The sequence below is a fragment of the Delftia sp. GW456-R20 genome (assembly GCF_001622915.1).
Classification (GTDB): domain Bacteria; phylum Pseudomonadota; class Gammaproteobacteria; order Burkholderiales; family Burkholderiaceae_C; genus Comamonas; species Comamonas acidovorans.
The window spans coordinates 1,370,302-1,393,490 of record NZ_LWCN01000004.1 but is presented as its reverse complement, the minus strand read 5'-3'; the positions used below and the strand labels follow the sequence as shown (position 1 = coordinate 1,393,490).

Here is a 23,189-nt window from a genome sequence, read left to right as displayed (position 1 = left end):
GACCCGGGGCGTTGCACACCATGACGACATCCATTGAATCCGTCAGCCCGCCCGAGGACTCGGCGGCGCAGCTGCTGGAGTGCGAGCTGCTGGAGATTGCTGAGCAGGAGCTTGGGCTGAGCGGCCCGCAGGCCTTGTCCGTTGCCCAGGCCATGTTGCGCGGGTTGCGAAAGCGCTATGGCGGCATGCGCATGGGCGCACGCGGCGCCGCCATCTACGTGCCCGCGCCCAGCAAGAAGGAGCGCAACGAAGCCATCCGCCAGGAATTCAACGGGGTCAACCGCAAGCAGTTGCAGACCAAATATGGACTCCAGCGGGCTCAGCTGTACCGCATCCTGGGCAAGCGGCCAGGCGCGGTTCGCAACGGCGTTTCCAGTCCGGAGACATCGCTTTGCGTAGAGGGCTGAGCCGTGCAGCGCAGCGGCGGACGGCGACCGCTGCTGGGCCTGGCATGCGCTTGAAAACAGTCTCATTTGTCGGCAGGAAATGAGACGCGAGGACAGAGAAACTGTCTGAACACGCCCAGCAGGGCGCAATGGAACCCAAGGATACAGGCGGTCTTTTTCCTATGTTCACCCACTCGAGAAACAACACCTTCAACACTGCGGCCTCGGTCGCAGGCTTGCCGGATGCAGCGGACGGTTGTGTCCGCAGCCAGACGGCCGCCATCAGAGCGTGCGCCTGATGCTGCAGCTGGAATCCATCCTGGCCTCCCGCCTCAAGTCGTTGCCGGCCTTCGGGGGCTGGCGCGTCAGCGGAGCCAGTGAGTCCGTCGACGGCTCGGCCGTGCCTGCTGCGCAGGTGCGCATGGCATCTGCCACGGGGGTGGCCGCCATGAGGACCGCGGCGCAGTTGCAGCCGACCTGGGTTGCCGCCCTGATGGTGCCGCGCGGCGCACAGGCTGCTGCCGCGCTGGGCGAGGCACTCGCGGCCTTGGTCGAAGCACTGCACAACTGGTCGCCGGGAGCGGTCGATGACCGCTTCTGGACCCCCTTCCAGTTCGCCTCCATCCAGGAGGCGGTTTTCCCCGACCCAGGCCTCGTGGGGTACGAGGTCGTATTCACCACCACGGCCCTGTTCGACGGCCAGCCGTGATTTCTTACCTTTGATTGGAGCAGCGACATGCCGATTGCACACCCGAAAAATGACTACCAGATTCCACGAGGCCGCGTCTACATCGACCTCTATGACGCCAACGAGCAACTGACGGGCGAGATTCCCATGGGCAACTGCCCGGGCTTCACCCTCACCGTCGCGGCAGAAAAGGCTGAGCACTTCAGCAGCGAAGAGGGCATGTCCGAGAAGGACGGCAGCTGGCCCATCAAGGTTACCCGCACCGGCGCCCTGACCTGCGACAACATCAGCGCGCGCAACGTGGCCTCCTGGCTGTCCGGCACCCATGCGCTGAAGACTCAGGACGCCACCCCCGTGGACAACGAGATCCGCGCCGTGGTCCCCGGCCGCCAGTACCAGCTGGGCGCCACCGCTGCCAATCCGCTGGGTGTGCGCAACGTCTCCACCGTGTCCATCAAGAGCGAGGACGGCCAGACCAGCTACGTCGCGGGCCGCGACTACAACCTGAGCCTGGAGACCGGCCGTGTCCAGATCATCGAAGGCGGCCAGATCGCCGCCGGCAAGGTGGTCTTCGGCTACACGCCCGTGGCCGGCCAGTTCGAGTCGGTGATGACGGGCGCCAAGACCGACATGACCTGTGCGATCCGCATCGTGTCCGACAGCGCTGCCGGCCTGGACAGCGACTGGTACATGCCGCTGGTGGCGCTCACGCCCACGGGCGAGATGCCTCTGATCACCGAGGACACCAAGCCCGTGAGCATGCAGTTCTCGCTGGAAGTGCTCAAGGGGCCCAACGCGCAGGCCATCTACCGCGACGGCCGTCCGGTCTCCATCCCTTGATGTAAGCCTCCCCACCTGGCCACGCGCCGGGTGGTTCGCCCTGCCGCTTGGACAGGCGGCAGGGCCAACCAGAAATGCCTACAAAAAACCTCTGAATCATGGTCGAGAAAATCATTTCCATGCTCACCAGCGCCAAGGATGCCTCAGTGAAGGCATTCGACAGCCTTCAGGCCAAGGCGGCCGAGGTGGGCGCATCGATGCTCAAGAGTTTCGGCGCTGCGGTCACATCCGCTTTCGACAAGGCGGCCAAAGGGATCAGCAATGTCCAGACCGTAATTGACGGCGTGCAGGCAGTCCTGGATCAGTTGGCATCCAAGGCCAGCCAGGGCGCGCAGGCCTTCACCGGGCTGGGAGCGGCAGCCGGCTCGGCAGTGAGCGGGTTGGTGAGCAAGGGCATGGCCTCATTGGACGGCCTGAACTCCAAGCTCCAGGAGGTGGGCGCATCGATGTTCAAGGGCCTGGGCTCCTCGGCGGCCACGACGTTCCAGGGTGCTGTCGACAGTGCGGCAGCCTTCGAGTCGGCAATGGACCGTGTCCAGGTCGCCACCGGCAGTTCGGCCGAGGAGATGGCCGCGCTGACCAAGGCGGCCACGGATGCCGGACTCACCACGCAGTACTCCGGCGTGCAGGCTGCCGGTGCGCTGGAAAGCCTGGCCCAGGCAGGGTTGACGGCCCAGGAGAGCATTGCCACGTTGCCGGCGGTTCTGAACCTCGCGCAGGCCGGCGGCATGGAACTGTCCGCCGCCAGCGAAGCCGTGACCAAGGCGGTCTCGGGCATGGGCCTGCAATTCGAGGATGCAGGGCGCGTGGCGGATGTGCTGGCCAAAGGGTCGGTGCTCACCGGCACCAGTATCGGCAGCCTGGCCGAGACCCTGGGCACGGTGGGCCCTGCTGCCGGACGCGTGGGACTGAGCCTGGAGAGCACGGTGGCCATGATCGGCCAGTTTTCGCAGGCTGGGACCGATGCGGGGAAGGCCGGTTCGGCGTTCAACACCATCCTGGGCCAGTTCGCGGATCCGGCCAGCGCGTTCCGCAAGGAGCTGGGCGAGGCCGGCATTGTCACCGACGATTTCGAGCAGGCATTGCAGCAACTGGCCGGCAAGGGCCCGGAAGGTGCGCAGGCCATCAAGGCGCTGGGGACGGAGGCCGGTCCCGTGCTGTCCGGGCTGCTCAGCCAGGGCATGGGCTCACTGAATGCTCTCTCCACCACGCTGGGCAACGCTTCCGGCAGTGCCGCCGACATGGCAGCAACCATGTCGGACAACCTCAATGGCTCGGTCAAGGGGTTCGAAAATGTCTGGGAGGGTGTCAAGACCACGCTAGGCACGCCCGTGCTGCCTGTTCTCAAGGAGGCGGTGGATGCGGTGGCGGAGGGCTTCCGCACTGCCGTTGCTGACGGCGCCATCGGGCGCTTCGGCGAATCGATTGCCGCGGCCTTCCGCTCCGGCCTGGAATTCGCCAAGGGCTTCATTTCCACGATCGATTTCAAGGCCGTGGGCGAGAAGCTGCAGGCCTTCGCAGACCAGGCCAAGGACGCCCTGACGCGGGTGCAGGAGTACGGCACGAATACCGGCAACGTGCTGAAGATTGCCTGGGGCACGATGAGCGCTGGCGTCAATGGCGTGATGACCGTCATCTATGGCCTGGGTGCGGGGTTCGCCGAGATCGCCAGCGCTGTCATGACCGGAGTGGCGAAGTTGCGCGAAGGTCTGGCCGCCGTGACGTTCGGCCAACTGTCCCAATCCTTCAAGCTGGCCGCGCAGGACGCCGAGGTGATGGCGGGCGGCTTCGGGGCTTCGGCCCAGGCCATGCGCGACAAGGCCGCCGAGTCCCTGCAGGCCGTGGCCGATGCCGCGCAGACGGCGCGCAATGGATTCACCGGCCTAGTGCAAGGCTCCCAGGAAGCCAGTACGGCGAGCGGCGAATCGGAGCGCGCCTTCCGGCAGATGGCTGCTTCCATCGAGGAGACCGGCCGAAAGAGCATGGAAACCAAGGTGGCGCTGGAGAGTACGGCTACGGCGACGGCCACCGCGTCACAAAGCGTCAGCCAGTTGCGTTCCGAATATCGGCAACTGATGGAGGCGGGCAACCTGCAGGCCGCTGCAGAGAAGCTGGAGGAAATCAACAAGATCCAGAAGGCGCTTCCCGAGTCCGCTCAGAGCGCGCAGCAGGCGGCCAAGGCGGTGGATGAAGCCTATACGGGCCTGGACAAGGGCAAAGCCTCCTTGCAAGGTCTCAAGTCCGAGGTGGACAAGACAGGGAAAAGCACCAGGGACCTGAAAGACGCTGCCGACAAGACGAAAGGCTCGAACGATCAGTTAACCCGTGCCGTGAACGACCAGCGTACTGCACTGGAGCGCTTGAATGCCGAGCGTGAGCGAGAGATCGCCGCGCAGGAAAAGGCCAACGAGCTCAAGGAACGAGAGCTGGAGCTGTACCGAAAGAAATGGAATATCGACAAGGAAGGCCACAGCCTGAACACCGCAGGCGAGCGAGTGGCACTCACCATTCTTTCGCGCACGGCCGTGCTCGAAATGGCCAAGGGCCAGGGGCTGGATGACGCGGCCGCATTGCGCGTCGTGGACCAGTTCGAGCAGCAGTACGACAAACCCGCCGGCATTTTCGGCGGGATCCAGGGCGGCGTGAATCCGAACGAGGTGAACAGGGCTATCGCCGATGCTGTTTTGCAGCAGGCGAGGGACAAGGTTGCCCAAGCGCAGAGGGCACCGCTGGAGTCTCCCACCAACACGTCCACGGTTGGGGCCGCAGCTCGGGTCATCGACCTGCGGATCAACGGCAGCTCGCTGGGCAATGTAAGGACCGACGCCGATGGCGAACGGGCGATCGAACGCCTGCTGTCGGAGCTTGAGCGAAGCAAGAACCTTTCCGGAATATGACGATGACAGCCAAGAACCACCTATTGGGAACGCTTGAGATTCCCCGCGGGATGACCTGGATGGATGAATTCACATGGTCCGCCGTGGCGCGCAGTACGGCGCGCAGCATCACGGGGGCGCTGATCGTGGACGAAGCCGGCAAGTCTGCGGGACGTCCGATCACTCTGGAGGGGGATGAGTCCCATGGCTGGATCCGCCGCGCCACCTTGCTCGTGCTGCTGCAGATGGCTGGCGCCGCAGGCCAGGTCTACAGCCTGCGGCTGGCGGATGGCCGCGCCTTCGACGTGCAGTTTTCCGGCGACGAACCCATCACGGCCCGGCCCGTCGGCAGGCCCGAGCTTCCCGCGCTCGCCAATCCCTATGTCGCAACGTTGCGGCTCATCACAGTTTGAGGAGTTGAAAATATGACAATCAGAGACGGCGATATCCGCCTGCTCGAGTCCAAGGTCATGACCGATGACCCCAATGGCGGCGGCGGCCCCACGGGCAACGTCATCGCCTGGGGCAAGAGCAATGGCATCTTCGAGGACATCACCGAAGTGGACCGCGCCGGCGGCGACGTGAGCATCCGTCAGGTGCATGCGGCCGTGCAGACGCCGACGACCGAGGCACTGATGGATACCAATATCATCGTCTCGGCAGTACCCAGTGATCCCAACGTATCCATCACCATAGCGGCCTGTGGTGTGTTCGCGCGCCGCTCGGAGATCGCGGCAGCCATCGCCGCCTACCTGATCCCGGGCACGGAGTGGAGCGGTTTCCTGCTGGAAAACCACGTCCAGGGACAGGCCTCGATCAAGATATTCCATCGTCCCGGAACCCCTGCACCGACCATTGGTCGCACGCTGATCCTCGTCCACAACGAGGGTCTGGCCAGCCAGGTGCTGCAATACGTGCGTGTGCTGCGCGCGGAGACGGAGACGCAGACCTTCACACACAGCGGCAACGGCTTTGTGGACTATCAGGCCAGTGTCACCACCTGTGAGGTCACCCCCCGGCTGCGCAGCGCGTTCCCCGGCACGGCACCCAACCGCAACTATGTCCTGGACACCACGAAGACTCGCATCCGGGACACCACCGTGGCGGATGCGGCCAGCTTTTTCGGTGCCCAGCCGCTGACCGTTGCCGCACAACTGGGCGAGAGCATGCTGCGCGTGGCCGGCATCCATACCCAGCTGGTGCCCAACTCGCGTACCGAGACAGCGGCTCTGGATCAGCGCCCGGCCGGCGTGCGGCAGTTGGTGCTCGCTACCTCGCCGCGTGAGATCCGGGTGCCCAATTCCCCGCATACCAGGCGAATCAAGGTAGGCCAGGAAAACCGTGGTTTCAGCTGGGTGGCCATCCTCAAGCCCTTTCCGGCGCCCGGCACGCTTGTGGTGTCCTTCCAAGTGATGGGCGTCTGGTACACCGCATCCGACAACGGGCAGGGCGGGCTGACGGGCTCGGCCGTGGGCACGGTGAACTATGCCAATGGCTCGGTGTCCGTGACGCTGCCCGCTTTGCCTGATGTGGGCAGCTCCATCATCTTCCAGTGGGGCGAGGCCTCGGCCTTCGTCAACCGCTCCAGCGCCACGGGCTGGCGGCTGCCCGAGCACGCCATGCGCCTACCGCACCAGGGCATCAAGCCGGGCTCGCTGGTCATCAAATGGACCTCGGGCGGCGTGCTGCGCACGGCCACGGACAACGGCCAGGGTGACCTGCAGGGCGCCGCCACGGGCGAGATCAACTACGCATCAGCCGCGCTGTTGCTGCGCCCGCAATTCATGATCGACGCAGGCGGGCAGTTCGCCATCGAGTACGACTATGCCGTGACGGTGAGCAAGAACGTCTCGGTCGTCCTCGACGCAGGCGGCTACGGCGCGATCACCCTGGACACCATCCCTGCGCCCGGCACCGTGTCCGTGGCGTGGATCACCGTGCGCAATCTCTCGGCCAGCTCCGGCGCCTCATCCGGTGGTACCTCGGCCTCCAAAAACGGCGGCAGCGGCAAATTCAGCTACCTGCCCCAGGTGCCCCCGGCGCCTGCGCCCGTCATCACTTCGCGTGTGCCTCTATCCGATGGATCGACCACAGGCAAGTACATGGCCCAGGGCGGCGCGCGCGCCAGCGGCGGGGCCGTCTATATCGAGGTCGGCGCCACCAGCTCGCCCGAGGGCAACCACTACGTGCCGCCCGACGTCGATGGCGTGGTCTGGACCGACGCCGAGTACACGGCGGGCGTCAAGTCCATCGGCGGCGTGGATTACCGGCGCTGGGGCGCCTGATCAATTAAGGGAGAAAAACCATGGCAGAAGTATCAGTGGGCCGCGTATCGGGCGGCGTTGTCATGCAGACAACAAGGACATCGGCAAGCTCGTCTTCGACACACAGCCGGTCCAGCTACCAGACAAGCAAGACCCAGGACACGGTGCGCCACCTGTTGACGGATGACGGCCGGGGCACGTTCGGCCCGGACGGCACCATCAACTACGCGGGCAAGTTCCTCAACATCAAGTTCGTGCAGCTGGACAGCAAGACCGAGGGCTACAACAGTGACTACGAAAACGCCCTGAGTTTTGAAGAAACCACGATGGGCGGCAATGGCAGCGACCCCAGCTTCTCCACCATGTCCAAGGGCGGTGACCGCCGCGATACCTCGGTGAGCGAAGAACTGCTGGCGGCCAGCACGGTGACGGTGACTTACGCTGAGGACTTCACCAGCGCGCAGCACCATGTGATGAATTTCACACCGGAGCCCGTGGTGCTGGACCTGTGCCCCTACACCACCGACTACATCGTGCCGGGCAGCGTGCGGTTTCGGTGGATGGGCCATGTCTACGAGGACTACGACGGCGTGCTGGTGCGCGACCGCACGTCCACGGCGCTGGGCATCGTGGCTGGCGCGCTGGACTACTCCAGCGGCGTGGCGCGGATCTTCGACTATGTGGTCGATGGTCCGGCCACCGACCTGGTGGTCGAGAGCCTGTGGACCGTGCGCCAGAACTGGACCACGGCCAGCATCTTCATGCGCACGGCCGCCGCGCCCATCAAGCCCTCCGGCTTTGTCATGAACCTGTCCGATGCCACGGGCGAGCAGATCACGGCCTCGGCCGGCATCGACGGCGTGATCTCGGGCACACACCTGCGCGGCAAGATCGACTACCAGAGCGGCGTGGTCGAGCTGCAGTTCGGCGACTATGTGCTGGACACCTCGCTGACCGCTGCCCAGAAGACCGAGTGGTGGTATTCGGCTGACGACATCGGGGCTGTGCAGCCAAACCGCATCTGGCGCCCCTGGCCCGTGGACCCGACCACGCTGCGCTACAACAGCGTCAGCTACTTCTACTTGCCGCTGGACGCTGATGTCATCGGCCTGGACCCGGTGCGCCTGCCGCCCGATGGCCGCGTGCCCATCTACCGGGTGGGCAGCTACATCGTGATTGGCCACACAGGCACGGTCGGCCCCGTCACAGTGGCCAACGGCCAGGTCATCAACTGCGGCCGCGTGCGGCTCTCGCGTGCCTATGTCATCGGCGCCGATGGCCAGCGCATCCAACAGGGCTGGAGCGTGGATCTTGAGGCGGGCAAGATCACGGTTAGCGACATCACGGGCTGGGTCCAGCCGGTCACGTTCCAGCACCGCATCGAGGAGATGGCGCGCGTCAGCGATGTGCAGATCAACGGCATGCTGGCGATCACCAAGCAGCTGAGCCACGAGTTCCCCGTGGGCAGCGTGGTGTCCAGCGCGCTGATGGCCGGAACGCTGCGCGCGCGTGTCAGCCTCATGTTTGATCAGGACAACTGGGGCAACCGATGGCAGGACACGGTGGATGGAGCCGAGGCCCTGGCCAGCTACAACGACACCATTGCTCCTCTCATCGTGACCAACGCCGGCGCGCTGCCCGAGCGCTGGATGTGCCGCTTCACCAGCGCCACGACGTTCGAGTTCATCGGAGAGCACGTGGGCAACCTGGGCCCCGGCTCCACGAATGCGGACTTCGCGCCCATCAATCCCATCAGCGGCGTTCCCTACATCACCATCCGTGCCCTGGGCTGGGGCCAGGGTTGGAGCGCGGGCAACGTGCTGCGCATCAACACCGAGGGCGGCATTGCCCCCCATGCCCTCATCCGCACCGTGCAGCCCAGCGAGGCTGTAGCCGACGACTACCAGTTCGAGCACCTGGTGCGCGGCAGCGTCGACCGTCCCTGATTTTTTGGAGATCACCTATGGCATCCCTTGTCGATACCAGCGTCAAGCACTTTCTCTACAGCATGTACGGCGCCCCCGTGCAAAACGGCTTGGCCGGCAGCAAGATTGCCGTGCTCGACGCCTGCCTGGTCACGGGTTTCGGCCTGCGCGCGGCGACGCGGATCACTGTGGCAGCTGGCGTTGCCACGGTGGAGTTTTCCGTGGGCGCTTCGCAGCCTCCCACGCCAGACAGCGTGCTGCTGATCACCGGCGCCGCGCAGGCCCTGCTCAACGGGGAACAGCGCGTGACCGAGTCGGGCAGCGGTGTGTTCAAGTTCCGCACGGCCGCGCCCGACAGCGTGGACAACGGCACAGGCATCACGTTCAAGTTTGCGGCGCTGGGCTGGGCCAAACCGTTCTCTGGGACCAACCAGGCCGTGTATCGGTCCACCGACCCGCAGAGCTATGGCATGTACCTCTATGTCGACGACCGCACAACGACCGCTGTATCCATGCGCGGCTACGAAAGCATGTCGGCCATCGATATGGGGACCGGACCGTTTCCCAGCGCTGCGCAGCGAGCTGACGGCGCCTGGTGGGTCAAGAGCAATTCAGCGAATGCCAGCCCTACACGCTGGACGATTGTGGGTGATAGCCGGATTTTCTTCGACAACTCGGCACCATCATCGCCAATGTCAGCTACGAATACGGCGGGCGGGACGAGGGTATTTGGTGACTTGCTGGCATTGCGCAAGGCGGGGGATGCATACGCCTGTCTGCTCTGTGGCGGCGTATCCCAGTCAAACGTCGCGAACACTCCCAACAATGGAGCTATTGATTCAGCATCCAGCGGTTGGTACTTCTTGCCGAGGGCCGTTACAAGTCTAGGGGGCAGCGTAGCGCCAGATCTCAGGTGCTTCGCATCAACCGCGACCGCAGGATCTGGTTCTGACTCCGCGCTTGGGAATTTTCCGAGTGACGTTGACGGTGAGTTGAAACTCGCGCAGCTGTATTTAAGCAATTCGCCGGTTTCCACCAATACGCCGCGTGCTGTTGTGCCGGGATACAGGTATGTGCCGCAGTCGCAGGTAGCCCAGTATTTCGAGCGTGACTCAACATTGATCGAAGCCGTAAGCGGTCGCCGCCTCCTGGCCCTTCCGCATAGCTCCTCTGCATCCTCCCCGGCAGGCTTTGGCTTCATCGATATCACAGGGCCTTGGCGCTAACGGTATGGCCGAGTTGTCTTATTCAACCAGCCTGTTCCAGCCCACGGCAGTCGTGGGCCTGGGTGGGCGAGAACTTTACCGGGGCGCGTATGTCGTCCGGCGGCCTGGAGCGAGCCAACTGGACTACGTGCTGGGCGGCAACGGCCTGGGCCGCGTGCGCGGCCGCACAGTCGAGCAGGAAGACAAGAACAGTCCCAAGGTGCCTGTCTCGCGCCGCGTGCGTCTGTACCGCGACCGCGACGGCCTGCTGGTCCGCGAGGCCTGGAGCAACGCCCAGGGCGACTACGAGTTCGCGCGCATCGACAGCACCACCGCATACACCGTGCTCAGCTACGACCATGAGGGCGACTTCCGCGCCGTGGTCGCCGACCGCGTCACGCCGGAGGCCATGCCATGACACAGCGCAGTGTTGAAATCACGGTGCAGGCCAACGAGGCCCGCTTGCAGGGCCTGCGCGATCTGCTGCTGGACGTGGGTCCGGGCACGGCCTGCGTGCGCTTCTTTGCGGACGCCCAGCGGCCCGCCTTCGGCGAGCCCTCGGCCCTGCCCATGCTGGTGGAGCTGCCGCTGGCCAGACCCTGTGGCGAGATCGTGGCCGGCCGGCTGCGGCTGCTGGCCCGTGATGCGGCCGGCGCCATGATCCTGGAGTCCGGCATCGCCACCTGGGGCCGCGTCGTCTCGGCCGGCGGTGCGCTGGTGCTCGACGCGGATGTGTCGATCGAAGGTGGCGAGGGTCAGATCCAGATCCCGGACAGCACCCAGCTGTACGCGGGCGGCTATCTGACGCTGGCGCCGACCAGCTACATCGAGTAGCGCCATGGCACGCATTGAGCTGATCTTCCATCGCCCACCAGCCGCTGGCTCACCCAGCCAGATGGTGTTCGGCAACGAGGACGATTCGGACCCGGGCTCGACTCAGGACGCAGTCGCACGGATGGCCATCCGGCTGCCGGGGACGAGCGTGGTCATCGGTGCCTTGCGTCGCAAGGCCGCTGGCGCCGGCATTCGCCTGCCTGGGGCGCGCATGGCGCTTGGAGCGGCGTACCAGACGCGCACCGACAGGCCGGCCGTGGGGGGCACATTGTCGGGATTTGAAGAGGCCCCCCTGGCACAGGGCGGCCTGGTGTCTGTCTACCAGCAGGCGGCCATTGCCGACAGGGTCACGCAGATTCGCGGTTGGCGAGCGCTGCACGCAGGCGCGGCCACCGTGCAGCGCTGGCAGGACTCGGCGCGCCTGCGCCTGACCACGCGCCAAGGCATGGGCTTTGCCATGGACGTGGGGGGACTCACGGCCCAGGCCTGGCAAGAGGGTATGCGCGTGCGCCTGGCCACGCGCCAGGGCCTGGCCAACGCACTGGCTGGCCAGGCGGTTGTGCTGCAGAGGTTCCAGGAGGGCATCATTTTGCGCCGTGCCATGCGGCAGGCTTTCAGCGACGGCCTCTGCGAAGGTGCCTGGCACGCCAGCAGCATGGGCGATGCCCGGGTGCTGGGCATCGTGATGGGCGGTGCCCGCCATCAGGACGCCATGGCGCCGCTGCCCGGCGTCACGCCGGGCCGCCCTGTCGATCCGCCCAAGCCGCCACCGTGCTATCGGCCGCCGCCGGGTGGGGCCGTCGAGCTGGCGTTCTCGAGCGTCTGGAGTGAAAGCTCCGAACTCGTGTTCATCTGCTGCAGGCCGGGCCCGGATCCCCAACCACCCCGCTATGTCATCCCGCAACTGAAGGTTTACATGACAGTACACACGATGGAGGCAGCCCTGCTGCCGGGCATGGAAGCCGTTGCGCTGAGCGATGTGACGATCGCCAGCGATGACGACGGCTTCGGATGGAGCTTTTCGGCCAATGGTCCGGAACACCTGCTGGATCAACTGGCGCCGTCCGGGGGACTGCCTGCACGGCTGCGCGTGGTGGTCGATGGCATCGACTTCGTCTTTGTCGTACAAAGCCTGAGCCGCACGCGCAGCTTCGGCAACCACCGCGTGGCCGTACAGGGCGTGAGTGCCACCGCCCTGCTGAGCAGTCCCTACATGCCGGAGCAGACCTGGCTGAACACGGCGCCGGCCACGGCGCAGCAACTGATCCGCAATGCGCTGGAGTTCACCGGCGTGCAGCTGGACTGGAAGGTGTCGGACTGGCTGGTGCCGGCCGGCGCCTGGAGCCACCGTGGCACGCCGTTGTCGGCCGTGATGCGTGTGGCTGCTTCGATTGGCGCGGTGGTGAGCAGCCATCGGACGCAGGAGCGCTTGATCGTCGCGCCGCGCTTCGCACATCTGCCATGGAAGTGGGCGGATGCGACGCCGGACGTGCGCATGCCGGCGGACGTCATCGTGACGGACGAGCTGCGGCCCGAGCCGCGTGCCGCCTACAACGCGATCTATGTCAGCGGCCAGGCGGGCGGCATCCTCGGTCACGTGCGCCGAGCCGGGACGGCGGGCAACAGCCTGGCTCCCCAGGTCACGGATGCCCTGATCACCGAGGCCGTGGCTGCACGCCAGCGTGGCGAGGCCGTGCTGGGAGCATCGGGCAACAAGCTGGTCCAGTCCATCACCATGCCTTTGCTTTCCGGTGGGACGGCACCAGGCCTGATCCGGCCCGGCCAATTGATCGAAGTCGTCGATACCGACGAATCCTGGCGCGGCCTGGTCCGTGGAACCCGGCTCAGCGCTGCCATGCCCGTGGTGCGGCAGCAGATTACCGTGGAGCGCGCAACCGTATGAGCACCGTCAATCTCTTCAAGCGTCTTGTCCAACTGCTGCCTGACGAGCCTGTGCTCACCGGGCGGATCAGCGCGGTGCATGGCGACGGAACAGCCACGGTCGATCTGCCTGGCAATGGCCGATTGCGCGTACGCAATCCCCTGGGCAGCCAGGAGGGCGGCAGCGTCTATGTCCAGGGGCAGGCGATCACGGGTGAAGCCCCTCAATTGACCTATGTGCTCATTGATATCTAAGGGGTGCGCCAGGGCTTCGATGCAGGGTGACCGGGTAACTGGGGCGTGCTGCGGGGAGGCGCGGTCCCCGCGCTGCCGCCGCACACTGAAAACCGAGGGCAAATCCCCAATGCGGCCTTTCTGATGGGAAAAGCGCCTCGTTTATAATGCTTGGCTTCGCTTATCACGGGTTGAGCGAACCATGCGAGGTCCAGGCGGCCAGGCGCATGCGATGTAAGCCCTTGAAATCTGAGGTGCCGCGCGGCCGACTGGCTTCGGTCCGCGATGCACCGTGACTTTGCGCAATACGGTGCGGGCTGCATGTCAGCCGGCACGGTCCAATCCCTCATAGGAACAAACATGGCCGTTACTGTTGAAACCCTTGAAAAGCTCGAGCGCAAGATCACGCTGAGCCTGCCGCTGAACTCCATCCAGAGCGAAGTCGAGAACCGCCTCAAGCAAGTGGCGCGCACCGTGAAGATGGACGGCTTCCGTCCCGGCAAGGTGCCGATGAGCGTGGTGGCCCAGCGTTATGGCTACTCGGTGCAGTACGAAGTGCTCAACGACAAGGTTGGCGAGGCTTTTGCACAGGCCGTCAACGAAGCCAAGCTGCGCGTGGCTGGCCAGCCCCGCATCTCCGAAAAGGAAGGCGCTCCCGAGGGCGAGGCCCAGTTCGAAGCCATCTTCGAAGTGATGCCTGAAGTCAAGATCGGTGACCTGACCTCGGCCGAAGTCGAGAAGCTGACCGCCGAAGTGGACGACGCCGCCATCGACAAGACCGTGGACATCCTGCGCAAGCAGCGCCGCACCTTCGCGCAGCGCGCCCAGGCCGATGTGGCCGTGGACGGCGACCGCGTGACCGTGGACTTCGAAGGCAAGATCGACGGCGAGACCTTCTCCGGCGGCAAGGCTGAAGACTTCCAGTTCCTGGTCGGCGAAGGCCAGATGCTCAAGGAATTCGAAGACGCAGTGCGCGGCATGAAGGCTGGCGAGTCCAAGACCTTCCCGCTGGCATTCCCCGCCGACTACCACGGCAAGGACGTGGCCGGCAAGACCGCCGATTTCCTGGTGACGGTCAAGAAGATCGAAGCCGCCAACCTGCCGGAAGTGGACGAGGCCTTTGCCAAGGCACTGGGCGTGGCTGAAGGCACGGTCGAAGGCCTGCGCGCCGACATCAAGAAGAACCTGGAGCGTGAAGTCAAGTTCCGCGTCCAGGGCCGCAACAAGCAGGCCGTGATGGACGCCCTGGTGTCCAAGGCCGAGCTGGAACTGCCCAAGGCTTCGGTGCAGGCTGAAGTCGCACGTCTGCTGGAAGGCGCCCGCGCCGAGCTGCAGCAGCGCGGCATCAAGGACGCCGAGAAGGCCGAGATCCCTGAAGACGTGTTCCTGCCCCAAGCCGAGCGCCGCGTGCGCCTGGGCCTGGTGGTGGCCGAGCTGGTGCGCGCCAACGAGCTGCACGCCACGCCCGACCAGATCAAGGCCCACGTGGAAGAGCTGGCCGCCAGCTACGAAAAGCCCGAAGACGTGGCACGCTGGTACTTCGGCGACCGCCAACGCCTGGCTGAAGTCGAAGCCGTTGTCATCGAAAACAACGTGACCGAGTTCGTGCTGGGCAAGGCCAAGGTCTCCGACAAGGCCGTGTCCTTCGACGAACTGATGGGCCAGGCCTGAGGGTTTGAGCACCGCCTGCCTGCCGCTTCGTGAGATCGGCGGGCGGGTTGGCATCTGCGGGGCTTGTGCTTTGGCGCACAAGCCCCATTTTCTTTCCGGATACGGCTAAAGTAGCCCCCTAGTACTGGAGAAAACATGAGCGCATTGGAAACTCAGGGTTTGGGCATGATCCCAATGGTCATCGAACAGTCCGGCCGCGGAGAGCGGTCGTACGACATCTACTCGCGCCTGCTCAAGGACCGGGTGATCTTCCTGGTGGGCCCTGTCAATGACCAGACGGCCAACCTCGTCGTGGCCCAGCTGCTGTTCCTTGAAAGCGAAAACCCCGACAAGGACATTTCGTTCTACATCAACAGCCCCGGCGGCTCCGTGAGCGCCGGCCTGGCCATCTTCGACACGATGAACTTCATCAAGCCCGATGTGTCCACGCTGTGCACCGGCATCGCAGCCAGCATGGGCGCCTTCCTGCTGGCCGCTGGCACCAAGGGCAAGCGCTTTGCGCTGCCCAATTCCCAGGTCATGATCCACCAGCCGCTGGGCGGCATGCAGGGCCAGGCCACCGAGATCGAAATCCACGCACGCGAGATCCTCAAGACCCGCGAGCGCCTGAACAAGATCCTGGCCGAGCGCACGGGCCAGCCGCTGGAAAAGATCCAGCACGACACCGAACGCGACTACTTCCTGTCCGCCGAGGAAGCCAAGGACTACGGCCTGGTCGATCAGGTGATCAACAAGCGCTCCTGAAGTCCGGAGGCTGCATGAGAATGGGCGGCGTTTTCCCCCTACGGAAAACGCCGCTTTCCATTTGGTTATCATCCTTTTCCATATTTCTGTAACAAGGCACCGACCCCATGGCCGAGAAAAAAGGCTCCTCCAGCGAAAAAAACCTTTATTGCACCTTCTGCGGCAAGAGCCAGCATGAGGTCAAGAAGCTGATCGCGGGTCCGTCAGTCTTTATCTGCGACGAGTGCATCGATCTCTGCAACGAGATCATCCGCGACGAGCAGCCCAGCACCGAGGCCAAGGACGGCCGAGGCGACCTGCCCACGCCCGCCGAAATCAAGGCCAACCTCGACAACTACGTGATCGGCCAGGACCTGCCCAAGCGCACGCTGGCCGTTGCCGTCTACAACCACTACAAGCGCCTGCGTCACAAGGACAAGGCCGGCAAGGACGAGATTGAGCTGGCCAAGAGCAACATCCTGCTCATCGGTCCCACGGGCTCCGGCAAGACGCTGCTGGCGCAGACGCTGGCGCGCATGCTCAACGTTCCCTTCGTCATGGCCGATGCCACCACGCTGACCGAAGCCGGCTACGTGGGCGAGGACGTCGAGAACATCATCCAGAAGCTGCTGCAAAGCTGCGAGTACGACGTTGAGCGTGCACAGCGCGGCATCGTCTACATCGACGAGATCGACAAGATCTCGCGCAAGTCCGACAACCCCAGCATCACGCGCGACGTGTCGGGCGAGGGTGTGCAGCAGGCCCTGCTCAAGCTCATCGAAGGCACCATGGCCAGCGTTCCCCCGCAAGGCGGCCGCAAGCATCCGAACCAGGACTTCCTGCAGATCGACACGACCAACATCCTGTTCATCTGCGGCGGCGCGTTCGCGGGCCTGGAGAAGGTCATCGAGAACCGCACCGAGGCGTCCGGCATCGGCTTTGGCGCCACGGTCAAGAGCAAGAAGCAGCGCTCCATCTCGGAAGTGTTCCAGGAGATCGAGCCTGAAGACCTGATCAAGTTCGGCATCATCCCCGAGCTGGTCGGCCGCATGCCCGTGGTCACGGCCCTGGCCGAACTGGGCGAAGATGCCCTGGTGCAGATCCTGACCGAGCCCAAGAACGCCCTGGTCAAGCAGTACAGCAAGCTGCTGGCCATGGAAGGCGTGGAGCTGGAGATCCGGCCTGCCGCGCTCAAGGCCATCGCCCGCAAGGCGCTGGCGCGCAAGACGGGTGCCCGTGGCCTGCGCTCCATCCTGGAGCAATCGCTGATCGGCACCATGTACGAGCTGCCCAATGCCGACAATGTCGAAAAGGTAGTGGTGGACGAGTCCACCATCGAAGACGGAAAGGCGCCGCTGCTGGTTTACCGCGAAGCGGCCAAGAAGGCCTGATGCGCCGCCGCCTGCAAAGGTCCGGCAGCGCAAGTCCCTGCGGCCCGAAATCCTTTCGGGCCGCAGGGTTGAAATACACCGGTGTGCGGACCATCTTCCGCTGACAAACCGAGGATTCCCATGTCAGGACATACCCCTTTGCCTTCCACCCCCCTAGACCTGGCGCTGCTGCCGCTGCGTGACGTGGTCGTGTTCCCCCACATGGTGATCCCGCTGTTCGTGGGGCGCGCCAAGAGCATCAAGGCGCTGGAGCTGGCCATGGAGGGCGACCGCCGCATCATGCTGGTGGCCCAGAAGACCGCCTCCAAGGACGAGCCCACGGCCGCTGACATGTTCGATGTCGGCTGCGTGTCCACCATCCTGCAGATGCTCAAGCTGCCCGACGGCACGGTCAAGGTGCTGGTCGAAGGCCAGCAGCGCGCGCTGGTCAAGCAGGTCATGGACGAAGAGACCCACTTCGTGGGCTCCGTCGTGCCCGTGGCGCCCGAGGCCGAAACCCACAAGCCCAGCGAGATCGAGGCCCTGCGCCGCGCCGTGACGCAGCAGTTCGACCAGTACGTCAAGCTCAACAAGAAGATCCCGCCCGAGATCCTCACCTCCATCGCCAGCATCGACGATGCCGGTCGCCTGGCCGACACCATTGCCGCGCACCTGCCGCTCAAGCTTGAGAACAAGCAGGCCGTGCTCGACCTGGTGGACATCAAGGAGCGCCTGGAGAACCTCTTCGAGCAACTGGACCGCGAAGTCGACATCCTCAACGTCGACAAGCGCATCCGTGGCCGCGTCAAGCGCCAGATGGAGAAGAACCAGCGCGACTTCTATCTGAACGAGCAGGTCAAGGCCATCCAGAAGGAACTGGGCGAGGGCGAAGACGGCGCCGACATCGAAGAGATCGAAAAGAAGATCAAGCTGGCCCGCATGCCCGCCGAGGCGCGCAAGAAGGCCGAGGCCGAGCTCAAGAAGCTCAAGCTCATGTCGCCCATGTCGGCCGAAGCCACCGTGGTGCGCAACTACATCGACGTGCTCACGGGCCTGCCCTGGAGCAAGAAAACCAAGATCAAGCACGACCTGGCCAATGCCGAGGACGTGCTCAATGCCGACCACTTCGGCCTCGAAAAGGTCAAGGACCGCATCCTTGAATATCTTGCTGTGCAGCAGCGCGTGGACAAGGTCAAGGCGCCCATCCTGTGCCTGGTCGGACCTCCGGGCGTGGGCAAGACCTCGCTGGGCCAGTCCATCGCCAAGGCCACGGGCCGCAAGTACGTGCGCATGGCGCTGGGCGGCATGCGTGACGAGGCGGAAATCCGCGGCCACCGCCGCACCTACATCGGCGCCATGCCGGGCAAGGTGCTGCAGAGCCTGGACAAGGTCGGCACGCGCAACCCGCTGTTCCTGCTGGACGAAATCGACAAGCTCGGAATGGACTTCCGTGGCGACCCGTCGAGCGCCCTGCTGGAAGTGCTGGACCCCGAGCAGAACCACACCTTCGGCGATCACTACGTCGAGGTGGACTTCGACCTCAGCGACGTGATGTTCGTGGCGACCTCCAACTCCATGAACATCCCGCCCGCGCTGCTGGACCGCATGGAAGTGATCCGCCTGTCGGGTTACACCGAGGACGAAAAGGTCAACATCGCCATCCGCTACCTGCTGCCCAAGCAACTCACCAACAACGGTGTGAAGGACGGCGAAATGCAGGTTGATGAGTCCGCCATCCGCGACATCGTGCGCTACTACACGCGTGAAGCCGGCGTGCGCTCGCTGGAACGCGAGCTCTCCAAGATCTGCCGCAAGGTGGTCAAGGGACTGCAGCTCAAGAAGCTGGAGCCCACCGTCGTCGTCAATGCCGACAACCTCACCGACTACCTGGGTGTGCGCAAGTACAGCTACGGCCGTGCCGAGCACAACAACCAGGTCGGCCAAGTCGTGGGCCTGGCATGGACCGAGGTCGGTGGCGACCTGCTGACCATCGAGGCCGCCATCATGCCCGGCAAGGGCGTGATCTCGCGCACCGGCTCCCTGGGCGATGTGATGAAGGAATCCGTGGAAGCCGCCCGCACCGTGGTGCGGAGCCGCTCGCGCATGCTCGGCATCAAGGACGAGGCCTTCGAGAAGAAGGACATCCACGTGCACGTGCCCGATGGCGCCACGCCCAAGGACGGCCCCAGCGCGGGTGCGGCCATGACGACGGCCTTCGTCTCTGCGCTGACCGGTATCCCGGTGCGTGCCGATGTCGCCATGACTGGCGAGATCACGCTGCGCGGTGAGGTCACCGCCATCGGCGGCCTCAAGGAAAAGCTGCTGGCGGCCCTGCGTGGCGGCATCAAGACGGTGCTGATCCCGGAAGAGAACGTCAAGGATCTCCAGGAGATCCCCGACAACGTCAAGAGCGGCCTGGAAATCATCCCCGTCAAGTGGATCGACCAGGTCCTCAAGGTGGCGCTGGAGCGCGTGCCCGAGCCCTTGTCCGAGGAGGAGGCCGCAGCGCCGCCGCCAGCGGAATCCAAGCCTGTGGAGCCAGCCGTCAAGCACTGAAGATGAAAAAATGTAGCGTTTTTCCTGAACCCTCCAAGAACTACGCTACAATTCATCCCATCGCAGCAAACGACGTTGTAGAATGTCAGGCTTCGGTAGAAATGCGGGAATAGCTCAGTTGGTAGAGCGCAACCTTGCCAAGGTTGAGGTCGACGGTTCGAACCCGTTTTCCCGCTCCAGATTTTGAACATGCTTTCGGGTGTGTTTGGTTCTGGTGGCGGTTGGCTGCCAGAATGGATGATTCAAGCGGGAATAGCTCAGTTGGTAGAGCGCAACCTTGCCAAGGTTGAGGTCGACGGTTCGAACCCGTTTTCCCGCTCCAGTTTTGGATGTGCCTAGTGCACATCCGATTCAGGTGACGGTTGGTTGCTTGAATTTTTTGCGGGAATAGCTCAGTTGGTAGAGCGCAACCTTGCCAAGGTTGAGGTCGACGGTTCGAACCCGTTTTCCCGCTCCAGTTTTAAAAACTGCAGCAATGCTGCATGTTTGATAGTGATCTTGGCGCGATAGCAAAGCGGTTATGCCCCGGATTGCAAATCCGGTTAGACCAGTTCGACTCTGGTTCGCGCCTCCAAAAATTCATTGCAGACACAGTGTTCAAAAGGCCCCTCGGGGCCTTTTTCTTTTTCTGCATCACGGATCGTTGTTGGTCCTTGATGCCATGTCTCCGCAGCGGCCTCGATTTGGCTGGCGCATCTTTTTCTCTTCCGATTCAGTGCCATGGCGGTGCTTCACGCTCTGTGCATCGACAGCATGGCTGCATGCCTGTTTTGGTCATTCATTGCTGATTTGGTGAATTTGATTGTTTCCATTTGTTTTGAATGAGCAGTCGTCATTGAAATTTGGCATTGCTTGTCCATTGAGAAATTGCAAGAAATTGCAAATGGGTTGTCATTGCCGGTAGATTGAATTGGCGTGTCGTGGATATGATGCGCGCTTCATTTATCGGGCGGGATTATGAAGATCAAGCTATTGACGGCGATTGTTGCCAGCGGCGTGGTGCTGGCGGGCTGTAAAACCATGGAGTCTGCCGATGTGGGCGGGTTGCTGGATTCGGGCTCCACGGCCATGAAGGCCATGACGCTCACAGATGACGACGTGGTCACGCTGTCCAATGATTCCTGCGCAGCCATGGATGCCCAGAACAAGGTGGCAGATGCAAAGAGCAAGTACACCCTGCGGCTGAACAAGGTGATTGCAGGCATGCCGCAGGCTGTCAATGGGAAGAAGGCTGTCTACAAGGTCTATATGACGCAGGACGTGAATGCCTGGGCCATGGCCAATGGCTGCATTCGTGTCTACAGCGGCCTGATGGATCTGATGAGCGATGACGAGCTGCGTGGCGTGATTGGCCATGAGATCGGGCACGTGGCACTGGGTCACAGCAAGAAGCGCATGCAGACGGCCTATGCGGCGTCGGCTGCACGCTCTATTGCGGCCAATAGCGGCAATTCGGCGCTGGCCTCGCTGTCGCGTTCGCAGGCGGGTGATCTGGGTGAGAAGTTCATCAATGCCCAGTTCTCGCAGTCGCAGGAGTCGGCGGCTGATGACTACTCCTTCGATCTGCTCACGGAAAAGAAGATGAGCCGCCAGGGGCTGGTCACATCGTTCCAGAAGCTGGCCAAGCTCAGCGCTGGCAGCGGCGGCAGTTCCATCCTGAGCTCCCATCCGCCGTCCGAACAGCGGGCCAAGCGCATGCAGGATCGCATCGACGGCAAGTAGGCGTCGACGGTGAAGCAGCCTGCCGCAGCAAAGTGCAAGGCGGGCTGCGATCTGCCTTGGTGCAGATTTTTTGCGGGCTTCTTCCGAAGCACCAAAAATCTGCGCTAGAATTCAAGTCTGCTCTGTGAAGCGCACAGCTTTACAAATACGCGGGAATAGCTCAGTTGGTAGAGCGCAACCTTGCCAAGGTTGAGGTCGACGGTTCGAACCCGTTTTCCCGCTCCAATTCAGAAAAAAGGGAAGCGGTAACGCTTCCCTTTTTCGTTGGTGCTGCAGTTGCAGGTGTGAGCAGTTCGCGCTGACCTGTGACGCTGCGGTGCAGGGCCCCGATGGTGAAATTGGTAGACACTGCGGACTTAAAATCCGCCGCTTCCGAACAGGGGCGTGCCGGTTCGATCCCGGCTCGGGGCACCACAACCCAATACGTACTAGGCATTGTTGCTATCTATACGGTAGCGGATTGAAGCAGCCAAGGCGCCTGCTGTTCCGCAAATTCAGGCGTCAGGCCGCAACGTGCATCGACGGTCCTGCCCGCTTGCTGCGCTGCACGGTGTCCATGCGTTGCCAAGTCCTTGCCCGTTGGCATAACGTGCGAGAATCCATTCATCAGGCCCCGGGCTGCTTGCCTGGATGGCGCGGCTCGGGCAGACAGTGATGGCGATGCCTGCATGCGTTCCGTTGACGTTGATCGTGGCACATGGTGCGGCGTGACAGGTGTGGCCAAACTCATCCCAGACGAGAACATGTCGAATTACAACGCTCCATTTGAAATCCACGTGCACGGCCAAGTGCTGCTGCGCCCCGACACGACCTACGAGCAGTTGCAGGAAGCGCTGGGTCCGCTGTGGAAGTATGCGGGGGCCCGTTCCCTGGCCGATGGCGCTGGCAGCGTCTATGAGGAAGAGCCAGGCATCCAGTTCGATACCAAGGAGCGCCTGCTCCAGGTGTGCTGGACCGTGCGTGGTGACGAGGATTTCCGCCAGTCGCTGGACGACATGTGCATGGGCATCAATGAGCTGGCCGAGCAGGGCGCGGCCATCGAGGTGACCTTCTACGACACCGAGTTCGACGAGGAAGAGGAGTCCGAAGAGGCCGAGTCGCGCGACGACTTCGTCATGCTCTTCGTGGGCCCGACGCCTGCGGCCATCATGCAGGTGCAGCGCGATCTGCTGGTGCAGGACGTGGTCAACCTGATGGAGCGCCATTTCGACGGCTCCGAGCTGGGTGGTGTGGTGCAGGAGATCGACAAGCTGTTCTCCCAGCGCTTCGACGCCCTGGTCAGTTCGCTGGAGATCGGCAAGCCGCCGCGTGGCATGGGTGGATCGGGTTCGGGCCACGGCGGCAACCGCCGCCCTCGCCACCTGCATTGAGCGCAAGGCGCTGCCCCGCGCAGCGTACAGCCATGGCGGCACAGGCCAGCACGCCCAAGTATTCCGGAGCAGTCACCGAGACCGTGCGCCGCCAGCGCGAGCAGCGGCGCGAGGTGGCCGGTGGCGCGCTGCCGCTTCCCTACCTGTCCGCCTACCCGGCCGCGCTGCAGTCACAGGTGCGTGGCTGGCTGGCCGATGACAAGGCCGAGGCCTGGCTGCTGCGCAAGCATCCCGAGGCCCATGCCGTGCGCACGGACAAGAGCCTCTATGACTACGTGGATGCCCTCAAGGGCCGGCACATGCGCAATGCCGGCACGCTGAACAAGGTGGCCTACGACGGCCGCATCCATGTGGTCCACAACGCCCTGGGCCTGCACACGCGCCGCACCGTGGTGCAGGGAAGCCGCCTCAATGCACGGCATGAGATCCGCATCGGCGCACTGTTCAAGCAGGCGCCCGAGGCTTTCTTGCGCATGATCGTCGTCCACGAGCTGGCCCATCTGCGCGAGCCCGATCACGACAAGGCCTTCTACCAGCTGTGTACCCACATGGAGCCCGACTACCACCAGCTGGAGTTCGAGCTGCGGCTGTACCTGAGCTGGATGGACCACTCGGGCCGGCGCCTGTGGCAGGCGCAGCCGTGA

At 63.8% G+C, this 23,189-nt stretch carries 19 protein-coding genes and 6 tRNA genes; all 25 read left to right on the top strand.

Features of this window, described 5'->3' with window-relative positions; genetic code table 11:
• Positions 1 to 20: 20 nt before the first annotated feature.
• The 25 genes from A4F85_RS11640 (at position 21) to A4F85_RS11520 (ending at position 23,189) form a co-directional block, all read left to right on the top strand.
• Complete coding sequence (locus tag A4F85_RS11640; protein WP_063326660.1) at positions 21 to 407, top strand: Mor transcription activator family protein; 387 nt, start codon at positions 21 to 23, stop codon at positions 405 to 407.
• Between the two features lie 235 nt (positions 408 to 642).
• Positions 643 to 1,095, top strand: a complete 453-nt coding sequence (locus A4F85_RS11635; protein ID WP_231890528.1) for a hypothetical protein — start codon at positions 643 to 645, stop codon at positions 1,093 to 1,095.
• A gap of 27 nt (positions 1,096 to 1,122) precedes the next feature.
• Complete coding sequence (locus tag A4F85_RS11630) at positions 1,123 to 1,914, top strand: hypothetical protein (RefSeq protein ID WP_034391723.1); 792 nt, start codon at positions 1,123 to 1,125, stop codon at positions 1,912 to 1,914.
• A 98-nt stretch (positions 1,915 to 2,012) separates the two neighbouring features.
• Entirely contained in the window at positions 2,013 to 4,811 is a 2,799-nt protein-coding gene (locus A4F85_RS11625; protein ID WP_063326658.1) for a phage tail tape measure protein, read from the top strand.
• 2 nt (positions 4,812 to 4,813) lie between these two features.
• Entirely contained in the window at positions 4,814 to 5,203 is a 390-nt protein-coding gene (locus tag A4F85_RS11620; RefSeq protein ID WP_231890527.1) for a hypothetical protein, read from the top strand.
• Positions 5,204 to 5,215: 12 nt separating this feature from the next.
• Complete coding sequence (locus A4F85_RS11615) at positions 5,216 to 7,075, top strand: hypothetical protein (RefSeq protein WP_063326656.1); 1,860 nt, start codon at positions 5,216 to 5,218, stop codon at positions 7,073 to 7,075.
• Positions 7,076 to 7,095: 20 nt separating this feature from the next.
• Positions 7,096 to 9,000, top strand: coding sequence for a hypothetical protein (locus tag A4F85_RS11610; protein ID WP_063326655.1), 1,905 nt, complete (start codon positions 7,096 to 7,098; stop codon positions 8,998 to 9,000).
• A gap of 17 nt (positions 9,001 to 9,017) precedes the next feature.
• A complete protein-coding gene (locus A4F85_RS11605; RefSeq protein ID WP_063326654.1) occupies positions 9,018 to 10,205 on the top strand; it encodes a hypothetical protein in 1,188 nt (395 codons plus the stop codon).
• 4 nt (positions 10,206 to 10,209) lie between these two features.
• Complete coding sequence (locus A4F85_RS11600) at positions 10,210 to 10,602, top strand: hypothetical protein (protein ID WP_063326653.1); 393 nt, start codon at positions 10,210 to 10,212, stop codon at positions 10,600 to 10,602.
• Entirely contained in the window at positions 10,599 to 11,018 is a 420-nt protein-coding gene (locus tag A4F85_RS11595) for a hypothetical protein (protein ID WP_063326652.1), read from the top strand. The genes A4F85_RS11600 and A4F85_RS11595 overlap by 4 nt, the downstream gene beginning before the upstream one ends.
• Before the next feature lie 4 nt (positions 11,019 to 11,022).
• On the top strand, positions 11,023 to 12,921 hold the full coding sequence (locus A4F85_RS11590; protein WP_063326651.1) for a hypothetical protein: 1,899 nt from the start codon (positions 11,023 to 11,025) through the stop codon (positions 12,919 to 12,921).
• Positions 12,918 to 13,154 carry a hypothetical protein gene (locus tag A4F85_RS11585; protein ID WP_013803266.1) on the top strand — a complete coding sequence of 79 codons (237 nt, stop codon included), beginning with the start codon at positions 12,918 to 12,920 and terminating at the stop codon, positions 13,152 to 13,154. The genes A4F85_RS11590 and A4F85_RS11585 overlap by 4 nt, the downstream gene beginning before the upstream one ends.
• Positions 13,155 to 13,493: 339 nt before the next feature.
• The gene (tig, locus tag A4F85_RS11580; RefSeq protein WP_012204528.1) at positions 13,494 to 14,804 is read left to right on the top strand and encodes a trigger factor; all 1,311 of its coding nucleotides are present in this window, start codon (positions 13,494 to 13,496) and stop codon (positions 14,802 to 14,804) included.
• A gap of 135 nt (positions 14,805 to 14,939) precedes the next feature.
• Positions 14,940 to 15,548 carry an ATP-dependent Clp endopeptidase proteolytic subunit ClpP gene (gene clpP, locus A4F85_RS11575; RefSeq protein WP_012204529.1) on the top strand — a complete coding sequence of 203 codons (609 nt, stop codon included), beginning with the start codon at positions 14,940 to 14,942 and terminating at the stop codon, positions 15,546 to 15,548.
• A 107-nt stretch (positions 15,549 to 15,655) separates the two neighbouring features.
• Positions 15,656 to 16,918 (top strand): ATP-dependent Clp protease ATP-binding subunit ClpX, encoded by a 1,263-nt coding sequence (gene clpX / locus A4F85_RS11570; protein ID WP_012204530.1) that lies wholly within the window; start codon positions 15,656 to 15,658, stop codon positions 16,916 to 16,918.
• 120 nt (positions 16,919 to 17,038) lie between these two features.
• Positions 17,039 to 19,453: an endopeptidase La gene (gene lon / locus A4F85_RS11565; RefSeq protein WP_012204531.1), complete on the top strand. Its 2,415-nt coding sequence runs from the start codon at positions 17,039 to 17,041 to the stop codon at positions 19,451 to 19,453.
• 103 nt (positions 19,454 to 19,556) lie between these two features.
• Positions 19,557 to 19,632: transfer RNA gene (locus A4F85_RS11560), tRNA-Gly, on the top strand.
• Positions 19,633 to 19,699: 67 nt separating this feature from the next.
• Positions 19,700 to 19,775, top strand: a tRNA-Gly gene (locus tag A4F85_RS11555).
• A gap of 59 nt (positions 19,776 to 19,834) precedes the next feature.
• A tRNA-Gly gene (locus tag A4F85_RS11550) sits at positions 19,835 to 19,910 on the top strand.
• 43 nt (positions 19,911 to 19,953) lie between these two features.
• Positions 19,954 to 20,027: transfer RNA gene (locus A4F85_RS11545), tRNA-Cys, on the top strand.
• Positions 20,028 to 20,410: 383 nt separating this feature from the next.
• Positions 20,411 to 21,175 (top strand): M48 family metalloprotease, encoded by a 765-nt coding sequence (locus A4F85_RS11540; RefSeq protein WP_063326650.1) that lies wholly within the window; start codon positions 20,411 to 20,413, stop codon positions 21,173 to 21,175.
• A 149-nt stretch (positions 21,176 to 21,324) separates the two neighbouring features.
• A tRNA-Gly gene (locus A4F85_RS11535) sits at positions 21,325 to 21,400 on the top strand.
• A gap of 98 nt (positions 21,401 to 21,498) precedes the next feature.
• Positions 21,499 to 21,589: transfer RNA gene (locus tag A4F85_RS11530), tRNA-Leu, on the top strand.
• A 329-nt stretch (positions 21,590 to 21,918) separates the two neighbouring features.
• A complete protein-coding gene (locus A4F85_RS11525; RefSeq protein ID WP_013803265.1) occupies positions 21,919 to 22,545 on the top strand; it encodes a DUF6806 family protein in 627 nt (208 codons plus the stop codon).
• A gap of 32 nt (positions 22,546 to 22,577) precedes the next feature.
• Complete coding sequence (locus A4F85_RS11520) at positions 22,578 to 23,189, top strand: M48 metallopeptidase family protein (protein ID WP_012204534.1); 612 nt, start codon at positions 22,578 to 22,580, stop codon at positions 23,187 to 23,189.

Coding starts and splice junctions, on each gene's coding strand:
- A4F85_RS11640 (WP_063326660.1), top strand. CDS start 21: ATGACGACATCCATTGAATCCGTCAGCCCGCCCGAGGACTCGGCGGCG.
- A4F85_RS11630 (WP_034391723.1), top strand. CDS start 1,123: ATGCCGATTGCACACCCGAAAAATGACTACCAGATTCCACGAGGCCGC.
- A4F85_RS11625 (WP_063326658.1), top strand. CDS start 2,013: ATGGTCGAGAAAATCATTTCCATGCTCACCAGCGCCAAGGATGCCTCA.
- A4F85_RS11620 (WP_231890527.1), top strand. CDS start 4,814: ATGACAGCCAAGAACCACCTATTGGGAACGCTTGAGATTCCCCGCGGG.
- A4F85_RS11615 (WP_063326656.1), top strand. CDS start 5,216: ATGACAATCAGAGACGGCGATATCCGCCTGCTCGAGTCCAAGGTCATG.
- A4F85_RS11610 (WP_063326655.1), top strand. CDS start 7,096: ATGGCAGAAGTATCAGTGGGCCGCGTATCGGGCGGCGTTGTCATGCAG.
- A4F85_RS11605 (WP_063326654.1), top strand. CDS start 9,018: ATGGCATCCCTTGTCGATACCAGCGTCAAGCACTTTCTCTACAGCATG.
- A4F85_RS11600 (WP_063326653.1), top strand. CDS start 10,210: ATGGCCGAGTTGTCTTATTCAACCAGCCTGTTCCAGCCCACGGCAGTC.
- A4F85_RS11595 (WP_063326652.1), top strand. CDS start 10,599: ATGACACAGCGCAGTGTTGAAATCACGGTGCAGGCCAACGAGGCCCGC.
- A4F85_RS11590 (WP_063326651.1), top strand. CDS start 11,023: ATGGCACGCATTGAGCTGATCTTCCATCGCCCACCAGCCGCTGGCTCA.
- A4F85_RS11585 (WP_013803266.1), top strand. CDS start 12,918: ATGAGCACCGTCAATCTCTTCAAGCGTCTTGTCCAACTGCTGCCTGAC.
- tig (WP_012204528.1), top strand. CDS start 13,494: ATGGCCGTTACTGTTGAAACCCTTGAAAAGCTCGAGCGCAAGATCACG.
- clpP (WP_012204529.1), top strand. CDS start 14,940: ATGAGCGCATTGGAAACTCAGGGTTTGGGCATGATCCCAATGGTCATC.
- clpX (WP_012204530.1), top strand. CDS start 15,656: ATGGCCGAGAAAAAAGGCTCCTCCAGCGAAAAAAACCTTTATTGCACC.
- lon (WP_012204531.1), top strand. CDS start 17,039: ATGTCAGGACATACCCCTTTGCCTTCCACCCCCCTAGACCTGGCGCTG.
- A4F85_RS11540 (WP_063326650.1), top strand. CDS start 20,411: ATGAAGATCAAGCTATTGACGGCGATTGTTGCCAGCGGCGTGGTGCTG.
- A4F85_RS11525 (WP_013803265.1), top strand. CDS start 21,919: ATGTCGAATTACAACGCTCCATTTGAAATCCACGTGCACGGCCAAGTG.
- A4F85_RS11520 (WP_012204534.1), top strand. CDS start 22,578: ATGGCGGCACAGGCCAGCACGCCCAAGTATTCCGGAGCAGTCACCGAG.